General features: G+C 44.2%; 8 protein-coding genes and 3 pseudogenes. 6 read left to right on the top strand and 5 right to left on the bottom strand.

The window, feature by feature from the left end; all coding sequences use genetic code 11:
- The first annotated feature begins 136 nt into the window (after window positions 1–136).
- From DX073_RS01620 to DX073_RS01600, 5 genes are all read left to right on the top strand, one after another.
- On the top strand, window positions 137–1,999 hold the full coding sequence (locus tag DX073_RS01620) for a potassium/proton antiporter (RefSeq protein ID WP_115004920.1): 1,863 nt from the start codon (window positions 137–139) through the stop codon (window positions 1,997–1,999).
- 63 nt (window positions 2,000–2,062) lie between these two features.
- The gene (gene sohB / locus DX073_RS01615; RefSeq protein ID WP_115004918.1) at window positions 2,063–3,040 is read left to right on the top strand and encodes a protease SohB; all 978 of its coding nucleotides are present in this window, start codon (window positions 2,063–2,065) and stop codon (window positions 3,038–3,040) included.
- A 239-nt stretch (window positions 3,041–3,279) separates the two neighbouring features.
- The gene (locus DX073_RS01610; protein WP_115004916.1) at window positions 3,280–4,146 is read left to right on the top strand and encodes an SDR family oxidoreductase; all 867 of its coding nucleotides are present in this window, start codon (window positions 3,280–3,282) and stop codon (window positions 4,144–4,146) included.
- Window positions 4,147–4,165: 19 nt separating this feature from the next.
- On the top strand, window positions 4,166–4,669 hold the full coding sequence (tpx, locus tag DX073_RS01605) for a thiol peroxidase (protein WP_115004914.1): 504 nt from the start codon (window positions 4,166–4,168) through the stop codon (window positions 4,667–4,669).
- A gap of 255 nt (window positions 4,670–4,924) precedes the next feature.
- Window positions 4,925–6,220 carry a transglycosylase SLT domain-containing protein gene (locus DX073_RS01600; protein WP_115004912.1) on the top strand — a complete coding sequence of 432 codons (1,296 nt, stop codon included), beginning with the start codon at window positions 4,925–4,927 and terminating at the stop codon, window positions 6,218–6,220.
- Window positions 6,221–6,296: 76 nt separating this feature from the next.
- Here the strand turns inward: DX073_RS01600 and DX073_RS01595 are convergent, their stop codons facing one another.
- The 5 genes and pseudogenes from DX073_RS01595 to DX073_RS14650 all read right to left on the bottom strand — a co-directional run bounded on the left by DX073_RS01595 (window position 6,297) and on the right by DX073_RS14650 (window position 12,444).
- Window positions 6,297–6,851 (bottom strand): GDYXXLXY domain-containing protein, encoded by a 555-nt coding sequence (locus tag DX073_RS01595; RefSeq protein ID WP_115004910.1) that lies wholly within the window; start codon window positions 6,849–6,851, stop codon window positions 6,297–6,299.
- A 42-nt stretch (window positions 6,852–6,893) separates the two neighbouring features.
- Entirely contained in the window at window positions 6,894–8,690 is a 1,797-nt protein-coding gene (locus DX073_RS01590; RefSeq protein ID WP_147279666.1) for a DUF2157 domain-containing protein, read from the bottom strand.
- Between the two features lie 114 nt (window positions 8,691–8,804).
- Window positions 8,805–10,367: pseudogene (locus DX073_RS01585) on the bottom strand (phosphoenolpyruvate carboxykinase (GTP)); the annotation flags it as partial.
- A gap of 113 nt (window positions 10,368–10,480) precedes the next feature.
- Window positions 10,481–10,783, bottom strand: a pseudogene (locus DX073_RS01580) (phosphoenolpyruvate carboxykinase (GTP)); the annotation flags it as partial.
- A gap of 191 nt (window positions 10,784–10,974) precedes the next feature.
- Window positions 10,975–12,444: pseudogene (locus tag DX073_RS14650) on the bottom strand (SLC13 family permease).
- Between the two features lie 534 nt (window positions 12,445–12,978).
- Between DX073_RS14650 and xseB the strand changes: the two are divergent.
- Window positions 12,979–13,206: an exodeoxyribonuclease VII small subunit gene (xseB, locus tag DX073_RS01565; RefSeq protein ID WP_078274228.1), complete on the top strand. Its 228-nt coding sequence runs from the start codon at window positions 12,979–12,981 to the stop codon at window positions 13,204–13,206.
- The last annotated feature ends 2 nt before the right edge of the window (window positions 13,207–13,208 follow it).

The raw sequence follows: 13,208 nt of genomic DNA, 5'->3' as shown, positions 1-13,208 counted from the left end.
TTTGGAGCTGGCTTTTGGACAAAAATTGGCACGTTTGGGGCGATTTTGTGTTACAATTAGTCTTTTTGACTGACCCTTTGGCGATTGACCGCTGTCAAGTTTTGCCCGCAAATTACCCAACCCAAAAAGGAGCGTGATGGACACCCTAAATATTTTGTACCTTGTCTCGGCGGTGCTGATTTTTGTAAGTATTATGACAAGCCAGTTATCGGCTCGTTTGGGCGTGCCTTTGTTGCTGTTCTTTTTGGGCGTGGGTGTGTTGGCAGGCGAAGAAGGGATTTTGGGGATTGAGTTTGAACAGTATGCTCTTGCCAATTTTATCGGACAAGCTGCCCTTGCGTGCATTTTGCTTGATGGGGGGCTTAGAACGTCCCTTAATTCGTTTCGGGTGGGGCTAAAACCTGCCGTTACCCTTGCTACTTGGGGCGTTGTGGCGACTGTTTTGACGCTTGGGGTGTTTATTGCCTATCTTTTGGGGGTGGACTGGCGACTTGGGCTGTTGATTGCCGCCATTGTGGGCAGTACCGATGCGGCAGCCGTTTTTAGCTTGCTTAGAAATGGTGGAGTTAAGCTCAACGACCGTGTGCAAGCAACGCTTGAACTTGAATCGGGGGCAAACGACCCCTTGGCAATTTTGCTTGTTACGGTCATGATTGCCCTAAACCTTGACCCCGAAAGCCAAACAATCTGGACGATTTTGTCGCTACTTGCCACCCAAATTGGCGTGGGGCTGGTCATGGGCGTGGTGTCGGGTTTTGTGCTGTCAAAACTGCTCCCCAAGGTGCATTTGGCGGACGGTATGTATGCCATTTTGATTATGTCAGCAGGCATGGCGGTATTTGGGGCAACCAACCTGCTAGGCGGTTCGGGATTTTTGGCGGTGTATTTGACAGGCGTGGCGATTGGTAATACCAAAGTGCGTGCCACCGAACACGTCCTTCGGGTCATGGACAGTTTTGCGTGGCTATCGCAGGCGGTGCTGTTTGTGGTGCTGGGGCTACTGGTTACGCCATCTAGTCTTTTGCAAGTGTGGCATTATTCTTTGATTGTGTTTTTGTTTTTGTTGTTTGTCGCTCGCCCGTTTGCGGTCATGACAAGCCTTTTGCCTTTTGGGTTTAATTGGCGTGAAATTGGTTTTATCTCATGGGTGGGACTGCGTGGGGCGGTGCCGATTACCCTTGCTATTATCCCGATTATGATGGCAGTTCCCCAAGCCAATTTGGCATTTAATATCGCCTTTGGGCTTGTGATTTTGTCGCTACTTGCCCAAGGGGCGACCATTCCCTTTATGTCCCGAGCCTTTGGGGTGTGGGTGCCAACCGATAGCGAGCCAAAGGCGGAGCATGAGATTTGGGTGGGCGACCATGCCAATATTACGCTTTATGAATTTGAAGTGGGTAAGGGGGCGTTTGCCGTGGGGCGACACCCTGTCAATATCTCAAGCCGTTTTAATGCCAAGGATGTCAATTTGTTTGCGGTGGTACGAAATGAGCATTTGCTTGTTGTCAATGACGACACAGCATTGCGGGCGGGCGATGTTGTGTGGTATGCCATGAGTGGGGATAATGCCAGCTCTGTGGCAAAGATTTTTAACAATTCTGCCACCCAATACCAAAAAACAAGCGAATTTTATGGCGATTGGCTGCTGTCTCCCCACATCAAGATTGCCGATTTGCCGTTTTTTAGCGGTGGGCAATCCTTACTCAAAACCAACCGATCCAGTACGTCCAAATCTACCAAAAAAATGCCCTTTGATTTTTTTGAAGTATTTACCCCACCCAAATCAACGCTTGGTGGGATTGATGATGAGTTGATTGAGATATTTGATAAGCACAAAAATGAGACCATCGAAGAGTATATGCTAAGTCATTTCCATGCCGAACCTGTCAGTGGCGATAAGGTGCGACTCAATGACCATTGGAGTCTTATTGTGCGTGATGTGGACAATCGGGGCAGACTGCGTGGCGTGGGGCTAAAAAATACGGTCAAAAAGGAATAAGGGGCTTTTAAAACGCCAAACAAACCCCATTATTTTTTAAAATTTATCAATAAAGGTAAAACCATGCTATTTCATTCATCAAAAAAACCCACCGAATTGTCCATTATTCATCTTAATAAACTCCAAGACAAACGCCAAGAGCAACTAAAAGACGCTCTAAAAAACAGCCAAAAAGAAGACAAAAAATGCGGTCTGCTTGGCAAATTGTGCAAAAAAGCCAAAGATAAGGCAAAAGACAAAAAAGACAAGGCAGACGATAAAAATCATGACAAAAGCGTGTTTGTCCTAGATTTTGACGGCGACATCAAAGCGTCTGCGGTGGCTCATCTGCGTGAAGAGATTAGCGTGATTATCAGCTCGGCAAAAGCGGGTGATGAAGTGGTGGTACGCTTAGAAAGCGGTGGCGGACAGGTGAATGCTTATGGTTTGGCAAGTTCACAGCTCGCTCGCCTAAAACAGGCAGGGCTTATTCTCACTGTCTGCGTGGATAAAATCTCGGCAAGCGGTGGCTATATGATGGCGTGTGTGGCGGACAAGATTGTCGCCAGTGATTTTGCGGTCATTGGCTCGGTGGGGGTGGTGAGTCAATTGCCTAATTTTCATAAATTGCTCAAAAAGCATGATGTGGATTTTGAGCAGTTTACCGCAGGCGAGTACAAGCGTACCGTTACCATGTTTGGCGAAAATGACGATGAAGACCGCGCCAAGCACCAAGCGGACATTGACCGCATTCATGAATTGTTTAAAACCTTTGTCAAAACGCACCGCCCAAGCCTAGATGTGGAGAAGATTGCCACGGGCGAAATTTGGTTTGGGCAGGACGCTTTGGATTTGGGGCTGATTGATGAGATTGGCACGTCTGATGGTTATGTATTAGAGCTGATGAAAGAGCATGATGTATTCGTGCTACATACCCGCACCAAGCCGACTTTGGCAGAAAAATTGGGGCTGTCTGAGCAGGTGGGCGTAAAGATGGGCGATATGGTTGGACAAATGATGTCATCAGTGGGCGAACAGCTTGCCAAATATCAACGTCCTTAAATGAATAGTAGGGGCGAATCACATTCGCCCAAGTGTTTGTGTATCATCACAGGGCAAATTGCAATTTGCCCCTATAATTTCGCCTTAAACGAATTAATATCGCCACAAGTGATTGAATGTACACATCATTTTACTTAAAATTTTGATAAAAATGGTGTAAAATAAGCCATTCAACTTTTTAAAAGCGGACAATGGTTGTTCGCTTTTTTATTGATTTTAACGTGTGATTTGGGTTATTTATGAAAAAACTAGAAGAAGCCTTTGCCAAAGCCGATAAATTCGGACGAGTCATCGCCAATAAATTTAGCAAAATCAAAGATTTAAATGATATTCGTGGTATCGGTCAAGGCAAAACCGTGCTGATTACAGGGGCAAGCTCGGGGCTTGGGGCGATGATGGCAAAGAAATTTGCCTTTTTGGGGTATGATTTGGCGATTTGTGCCAGACGACTTGATCGCTTGGAGGCTCTAAAAGCTGAACTTGAAAAAGAATTTGGCATAAAGGTTTATGTGCGTACGCTTGATGTTACGGTATATGATGATGTGTTTACCGTGTTTGAAGCCTTTGCCAAAGACATAGAAAATGACGGCGGCACACTTGACAAAATCATCGTGAACGCAGGCGTGGGCGACAGCCGCGTGATTGGGCATGGGCGATTTGCGATAAATCGTGCGACCGCCGAAACCAACTTCATCTCTGCTCTTGCCCAGTGCGAATCCGCCATGCAGATTTTCCGCCGTCAAAACAGCGGTCATTTGGTCGTCATATCCAGTATGTCTGCAGTGCGTGGATTACCAAGGCATTTGACCACTTACGCTGCTGCCAAAGCAGGACTTGCGGCTCTTGCTGAGGGGATACGAGCCGATACCATTAGCGAAAAATTGCCGATTACGGTATCCACCATCTACCCCGGTTATGTGCGTACCGACCTAAATATCGGAGCAAAATACCTGCCCTTTGAAGTCGAAGAAGACGAAGGGGCGGACGTGATTGTCAAAGCCATTGAAGCCAAAGTCGATGAAGCCTACGTTCCTGCGTGGCCTTGGTTGCCGATTGGGCTGGGTATGAAGTATTTGCCGTTAAGATTGATTACGAAGTTTTTGTAATGTAAAAATAGGAGTATGTATGAACAGTCAAATTACCTTAGGTGGCAATGCCGTTGATGTGGCAGGCGAGTTTGCCAAAGTGGGCGAGATGGTCGCTGATTTTGTCTTGGTGGGTAATGATTTGGCGGATGTTAAATTGTCCGATTTTGCAGGCAAACGCAAGATTTTAAACATTTTCCCAAGCATTGACACAGGCATTTGTGCCACGTCCGTGCGTGTGTTTAACCAAAAGGCAGGCGAGCTTGATAATACCGTGGTGCTTTGTATTTCGGCAGATTTGCCCTTTGCCCAAGCCCGTTTTTGTGGAGCAGAAGGGCTTGACAATGTCAAAACTTTGTCCGCTTTTAGAAATGATGACATCGCCAAAACTCTTGGCGTTGCCATGACATCAGGAGCATTGGCAGGGCTAACCGCTCGTGCGGTCATTGTGCTAGATACCGATAATAAAGTATTGCATAGCGAGCTTGTGCCAGAGATTAAGAGTGAGCCTGATTATGATAAGGCGTTGGCATCTTTGGCTTGATTTATTTGGTTTGCTCAAAAAATAGTCCAAATATGGGCTATTTTTAATGTTTTAAAATTTTATTTAACACAATGCAAGCTATAACCAAATAAAAAACGCCCCAAATCGGAGCGTTTTTTGTACTAAAATTAGAAGTGCTTGAAAACCCATCATGGATGGCACGGATATCTAACACGGCAATCGCACCACATATTTTTACATTGTGTTATTCATGGTGTAAATCGTGCGGTGTTTACGGTAAGATAGGAGAATATTATGCAAATCATTCGCACCAATAATCACCGATTTTATTATTCATTTTATGCCAATAACCCAGCAGTATTAGACAATAACACCAATCCAAATTTTAAAGCAACAACATTTAAGCCATTTATCATCCAAAAATCTGCCCTGTGCTTGTCGGAGCTTAACGAACAAACCAAACAAGGTCTTTTTGGCAAATTTGCCCAGCGACTAAATACCCCAAACAAATCCGCGGCAACCCTTGCCAAATGGGTGCTATGTCTTGGTACAGCGTCACTACTTTCTTTGCCTGTCAAGGGCTTTTTAACCCCAAGCATGGATTCTACGCCATCATCTGCCATGTCTGCATTGGATGGTGTGATACAAAAGGGTGAGATTGTCATCGCCACGACTAAAGGCGACAGCACAGTGTTCAACCATGGTGACATTCAGCATGGTTTTGGTTATGACATTGCTGACCGCTATGCCGATAAACTGGGTGTCAGTCTAAATCTTAAAGTCTATGATACTGAGCAAGAGGCTCTAAATGCCTTCAAAGCAGGCGATGTTGATGGACTGCTTGGTGGGAGTCAGGCGGACGTGGCAGGCGTGCAATTGGCGTGCAATGATGACATGGCACAGACACTGTCAGGCTATGGGCTAAATGGCACAACATCGCTCATGTTCCGTGCCACAGATGGTAGCCTAAATGAACACGCCAAGAGTTTCTTGTGTAGCCCCGATGAGTTATCATTGACAGCGTCGACAGCACGTTTTTATGACCAAACTTTGCTGACCAATGCTTATAGTGACATGCACTTTAAAAAAGCCCTAAAACAACGTCTGCCATTATACAAAACAGCGTTTAAAAATGGAGCAAAAGCTCATAACCATGACTGGCAAGTGTTGGCGGTCATCAGTTATCAAGAGTCGCACCTTGACCCTAATGCCATCTCACGCACGGGCGTTGAAGGGCTGATGATGCTAACCCAAGATACTGCCAAAGCGATGGGTGTGAAAAATCGTACCGACGCTGTCCAAAGTATCCAAGGCGGTGCCAAATACCTAGAAGTGCTAGAAAAGCTCTATACAGATGTGCCAGATTCGGAGCGTCTGTGGTTCGTGTTGGCGTCTTATAACATGGGGCCTAACGCTGTCAAACGCATTCAGAGTGAGCTAAACGCTAAGGGGCGAGATGGTAACAGTTGGGCGGAAGTGTATGGCTATTTGGCTCGCAATGCCAGTAAGAATGGGCGATATGTGCAGTGCATGCACTATGTGACCAACATTCGCACCTATCTTGAAACCATCAAAACCATGCAAGTATAAGCTATATCACGATACAAAAACCTGTCATTAATATGGCAGGTTTTTTGTGTTTAATGACTAAGTTTGATGACCAAGATTAATGGGCTATCTCGCACCCTAACGAATTGAGCTTATCATCTACCAAATCCACCAAAATCGGATTGCCTTTGTCGTCTGTTTTTTGATGGGCGAATATGGCTTTTTCGTAGCACTTGCCAAGCCCTTCGGCAAACAAAAAACTTGACGATGCCGAATAAAGATTAAAGATATAATTATTGGGGTTATTGATAATAAGTGGGCGTAATTTTAATTGTTCGCTCTTATCAAATTCACTTTTGTCAAATCCGCTTTTTATTACTACATTTTTATCATCAGTCAATACCCAAATTGGCACATGAGTGCGGTCTTGATAATGCTCATAAAAGCGTTCGCCATAGGCATATAAATCATCGGTATTTTTGGTAAAATAAAAATCATAGCCAAGCGTCATATAATCGCCTTGTATCAATGAGCGTGGGTCAGCAGGGGCAAGGCGGATATAAATGTCTTTGCCGTATCTAAGGTGTGTTTCGTGCTTGTAGATAATCGCCCCAAATACCGTTAGGGCGATTAGACAAAAAGCAACGGGCAGGTAATTATTGATATGTTTCATGGTAGTTTAATTTAAATGGATTTTTATTAAATTTGGGGTAATTTATTTATCATAAGTAATAGAGTTTCGTTGCAATTTAGGCAAAGTTAATAACCAAGCCAAAAGTAATATTGCCACGCCAGAGATTGCCATGACCATGCTTTTTGTCAAAAAAGTGGCGGATAAGTGATAATAGCCATACCATAATAGCCCAATAACGCCAATAATATAGATGTAGTTGATGAATTTATCAGGACGGCTAACCCCATAACATACCCCAAGCATGGATATTGCCAAGCCAAATTGCCCAAAGCCTATCAAAACACCTGATAATACAATCAATAATAAAAGCCCGATATGAGTAAGATGATGATTAAAAAATTGATAAATCAATGTGGCAATAAGAGAAAATTGCAAACCATAAATTACCAAAGACGTGGTTTGGGTGGTTGTATCATCATAAAATGTCATGGTATTTGTCAAAAATACCGTGGTAATGACCACACATATCACAAATCCCCAAATGGCACGGTGTGGGAGCGAGGATTGATTTTTTTGGATAAGCAATAAGACAAGTAGCATAAGCCATTCAACGCCCAATACCATATCAGAAATAGAAAGGTAATAAAGAATTGGCGACTCATTGATAACAAACTCTTGAATATAAGCATAAGTCAATCCATACACACCAAGCAGCTGCATGATAATAACGAGCCAATGCACTCTAATAAAGATGGCAATGCTTGCAAATATCAGTTGGGCGATGATAAGGGGAAATGTCATCTCTATTTTATCATCAAGATGATATAAAAAAGCAACTTGACCACAAAGCATAAGAGCATAAGCCAAATGACGAATAAATAAATATGGTAATTTGGTGGGTTCATTGTCTGTATTGCTATTTAGCTTTTTTAGAGTGATAAAAGAGATAATGGTGGTAATTAGTCCAAAAAATAGTGAACCTGTTTCCCAAAAAGTCAAAAAGGACAACGCATAAAATATACCTGCAAGATATGCTCCAATACCAATCGGAATGCTATGAAATTTGCCTTTGGGTAAAATGCTATTTAAATAAATACCAATCCCACAAAACCACAAAAAACTTAATGTGCCAATAGCAAAAAAAGAAAGATTGTGTATATCAAAAATTTCAAACAATGCCCAAGACAAAAGCGATAAACCAAATAACGATGTCATCAAAGCGGTGCTGATTGATTCTTGGTGTTTTTTGAACAGATATATGGCAAATAAAGGCAGGGCAATGATACTTAGTATATAAATAATATGCGTATTATCAAGTTGTAAAAAGACACTAAATAAAGACAATGCCCCAATCATAAAGACAAGTAAATATTTGCCAATGGGATAATAACGATGAGCAAGATATAAATTACCAAGCAATAAGATATTCATGACAAGAAGATAAAAAAGGCTATCGGTACCGATATGGGTTTGTGTAAACAAATAGGCTGTCAAAGGCGAAATAATCGCCCAAATAAAAAACACGCCATAATTATGCCGATACAGATAGGGCAGGGCAAGCACCGACCAAATGCCAAACAGCCAAAAACTGTCCGCCCCTGTCTGATAGGCTTGCCCGATGACAGCAAGCGACAGTCCAATCATGGCAACCACCAACGTGTGCAAGGTTTGGCGAGCCGTGTCATGGCGTATCCATATGCTTGCCACGCTTGATAGCACCATGAGACTCATGGGGATAGCCATACGCACGCTGTGGGGCAGGTAGAACCAGTTGGATGCCACAAAATACACAAGGCTTGCCACAAGTACGCCAATGCCGATAAGGTTTAGCTGTTTGATAAACGTGGGGTGTGTGGGGTTGGGGGCTAGGGTAGTCATGAGACGGTCATCATAATGATAATTGCTATAATGTATCACAAAATTTGGGGGATTGTCAAATAAAAAACGCCCCAAATCGGAGCGTTTTTGTGCCAAAAGATGTCATGTTATTGCTTATGACATGGTTTGTACGCCTTCTAGGATTTTGTCGGCGTGGTCGATGAGTGCTTGTGGCATACGCTCACCGAGTTTATCAAACAGCTCTTTGTGGCTTTGGATTTCTTTGACCCACTCATCTTTGTTTTGACGGGTAACTGTCTCAAAGTCTTCTTTGGTAAAGTCAGAATGCGTCCAGTTTAGGTCTTCGTAAGTCGGCACAAGCCCAATCGGTGTAGCAACGGCATTGGCATTGCCTTCACAGCGGTTGATGATCCATTCTAGCACACGCATATTTTGCCCAAAACCTGGCCATACAAAGTCGCCATTATCATCACGGCGGAACCAGTTAACCTTAAAGATTTTTGGCAGTTGCGTGCCATGCTCTTTGGTTAATTTTTCTAGTTTTTCGCCCATTTCTAGCCAGTTGGTGAAGTAGTCTGCCATGTTGTAGCCAGCAAAGGGGAGCATCGCAAAGGGGTCACGACGGACAACGCCCTGGGCACCGACCGCAGCGGCGGTGGTTTCAGAACCCATGGTGGCGGCTTTGTACACGCCATCAATCCAATCAGGGGATTCGGAGATGAGTGGCACGGTGTCGGCACGGCGACCGCCAAAGATAAAGGCAGAGATTGGCACGCCTTCGGGATTTTCCCAGTTAGGGTCAATCGATGGGCATTGGCTTGCCGATACGGTAAAGCGGGCATTGGGGTGTGAGGCTTTCTCAGTGCCGTCATGCTTTTTGCCTTTCCAGTTGATGAGATTATCAGGCACTTCTTTGGTTTTGCCTTCCCACCATACTTCGCCATCTTCGGTCATGGCAACGTTGGTGTAGATGACATCACGAGACAAAGATGCCATGCAGTTGGAGTTGGTTTTGGTGTTGGTACCGGGGGCAACGCCAAAGAAACCTGCTTCGGGGTTGATGGCGTAGAGTTTGCCGTCTTTTGATGGCTTAATCCAAGCGATGTCATCGCCCACGGTTTCGACTTTCCAGCCTTCATAACCTGCTGGTGGGATAAGCATGGCGAAGTTGGTTTTGCCACAGGCGGATGGAAAGGCAGCTGCCACATAGTGCTTTTTGCCTTCGGGGTTCGTTACGCCTAGGATAAGCATATGCTCGGCAAGCCAGCCTTGCTCGCGACCCATGACAGAGGCAATGCGTAGGGCTAGGCATTTTTTGCCAAGTAGGGCGTTACCGCCATAGCCTGAGCCGTATGACCAGATTTCACGGGTTTCTGGGTAGTGAACGATGTATTTGTCATCGTTGCAAGGCCATGCCACGTCTTTTTCGCCGTCTGCCAAAGGCTTGCCAACTGAGTGTACACATGGCACAAATTCGCCGTCTGTACCTAGCACGTCATAGACTGCCTTGCCCATACGAGCCATTTTACGCATACTTACGACCACATAAGGACTGTCGGTCAGCTCCACGCCAATGTGGGCGATATGACTACCGAGTGGCCCCATGCTAAATGGCACAACGTACATGGTGCGACCTGCCATACAGCCGTCAAATTTATCGTTCAAGATGGCACGCATCTCATTTGGGTCTTTCCAGTTGTTGGTTGCCCCTGCATCAATCTGTTTTTGGTATTGTTAAATAAAGATAGATTTTAAGGTTTTCCGTTCGGACTGAGCTTGTCGAAGTCTAGGAAAACCGTTATGGTTCGACAAGCTCACCACGAACGGCTTTCTAGAAAAGTATACTCAATTAACAATACCTGTTTTTCACTACAAATAAAGGTACGGTCTTCGACACGAGCCACATCAGACGGGTCAGAAAATGCCAAATAAGAATCAGGGTGTTTTTCTTGGTTTAGTTTGACCATCGTGCCATTGTCAATCATGAGATTGATAAGGTGGTCATATTCTTCTTGTGAGCCATCGCACCACTCAATGCGAGCAGGCTTGGTGAGTTTGGCGATGTCGGCAACCCAGTCAATGATGGCTTGATGGCGGACAAAATCAGGGGTGTTTAGGGCGATTGCGGTCATGGGAATCTCGCTTAAAAGTGGGTCTGTGATAGAGTTATTTATCAGCAGAATTAAAAAATTGCGGTATTAAAACATATTTTGTCATAAATTGTAAGTTTTATTTTTTTTTAAAATACATTCATTTTTAAAAAAAATGGACATATCATGATGATACGTCCATTGGGTATTTGAAAAATTAAACTATCAAGGGATTACCTTAGGAAAAAGAACGCCCATAGGGTCACCACCAAGATGGAGATGATGTTTAGGACGAAGCCAACGCTCATCATCTCTTTTTGCTTGATATAGCCTGTCCCCATGACGATGGCGTTTGGTGGGGTGGCAACAGGCAGCATAAAGGCACAAGAGGCACCGATGCCGATGACCATGATTAACGCCTCGGGTGGCAGTCCAAGCTGTACACCAATTGGAGCAAATAATGGCACAAGTAGGGCGGCAGAGGCGGTGTTTGAGGTAAACTCAGTCAAGAAAATAATAAAAGCCGAAATAACCAAAATGACAAGCAAAATTGGTGCGCCCGCCAATGCACCTGCGATTTGCTCGCCAAGCAAGGTAGAGGCACCCGATTCTTTCATGATGTCAGACAGGGCAATACCACCACCAAAGAGCATGAGTACGCCCCAGTCGGTGTTATCAGACACTTGTTTCCAGCTAACCAAACCGCAAGCAAGCACCGCAACTGCTGCTGATAGAGCGATGATGGTGTCGGGGGATTTAAAGGCGAACATCTCGCCAAGCTGTTTGCCAAAAATCCATGATAGGGCGGTAACTACAAAGATGACGATGGTCAAAATGCGTGATACCGTCCACGGAATGACTTCATCGGTCATGACCACGGTTTGTTTGAGATTGGGTTTTAAAAAGATGTACATTGCCCCGAGCAAGGCAGGGAGCATGACAAGCATCATGGGTACGCCAAATTTCATCCATTCAACAAAGCTTAAATCCAGTGCTTTGGCAGCAATCCCATTGGGTGGGGAGCCGATCATTGTCCCTAGACCGCCGATGCTGGCACAGTAAGCGATCCCCAGCAGGACGAATAAAAAGGTAGAGCGGTCTTTTTCTTTGTCAATCTGCCCCAAAAGCCCCAATGCCAAGGGCAACATCATGGCGGCGGTGGCGGTATTACTAATCCAGGTATTGTTAATTGAGTATACTTTTCTAGAAAGCCGTTCGTGGTGAGCTTGTCGAACCATAACGGTTTTCCTAGACTTCGACAAGCTCAGTCCGAACGGAAAACCTTAAAATCTATCTTTATTTAACAATACCCTAATCCACATGGATAGCATGGCGGTGGCAAAGAAGATATAAAACACCGCCAAGCCCAGCTTGCCCCCTGCCAGTTTGACCAAACCAAAAGCGATTTTACGGTCAAGTTTTTGTACGTGTAACGTGGCGGCAAGGGCAAAACCGCCGAAGAATACAAAGATGATAGGGTCGGCAAAACTTGCCAAGGCTTTTTTGGTGTCAAACTCAGGCACGCCAACCAATACCGCAAGAATCGGCACTAAGATGGCGGTGGCGGTGACGTGGATGGCTTCGGTCAGCCATAAAGTGCCGATAAAGATAAGTATCGCTAAGCCTTTATTGACGTCAGTGCCAAACGGCATGACGTGATATAATATGATGGAGACGATGGCGGCGACGGCAAAAATAATCATGCCTTTGATGGCGTCTTTGGTAATGACACCCGATGGCGTTTCTTGATTGTCGCCAGCTGTAAAATCAGTATCTAAGGTCAGCTCTGGAACGTGTTCATTGGAGCTTGGTTTGTTTGGGTCAGTCATGATTTTCCTTTTTCATAAAATACAATATCATTATTTGAAAAATCAATCATTGAAAATATCAAGCAATGAATATCATGCATAAAAATACCAAAATCAACTCGGTGTGTTGTCCATATAAATGCTTTGATTCATTCAAAGCAAGCGACCGAGCTGACATTGGCAGTAGTGACCGATGATGTGAATCACACATACATACAAATTCTATTGTATAATAACAGAATTGTAACTATTTGAAAATAGTTTGTTGATTTGTTTTTAAAAAACAGTGCACCCAACTTGCCTGCTTGACAAATGTATTTTGTAACAAAAATACTTACAATAAAGGCAGAGAGCTTGATAAAATCCACTTGCTTGATAAGAAATGATTGGGTAAAATGGGATTTTTATTTAAAATTAACTGAGAGTAATATGTCCCAGAAGAGCAGTGATACCGCATCTTTGACAACTTTTAAAGAAGCCTACGAAATTTTAAAGCATAATGCTGACTCATTAGAACAAAGTCAGGTGTTAGACATTGACAACCTAGTGAGCGTGGTAGAGCAATCCATTGATGCTTATAAAGTCTGTCAAGAACGCATTAATGCTGTAGAACTGGCATTAAAACATGCCTTTGATGAGACTGCCTTAAAAAACTAACC

Origin of the sequence: Moraxella lacunata, from assembly GCF_900453205.1 — a bacterium.
In the GTDB taxonomy this organism is placed as follows: Bacteria; Pseudomonadota; Gammaproteobacteria; order Pseudomonadales; family Moraxellaceae; genus Moraxella; species Moraxella lacunata_B.
Note: the sequence above shows the minus strand (reverse complement) of the source record. Positions and strands in the feature narration are given on the sequence as shown.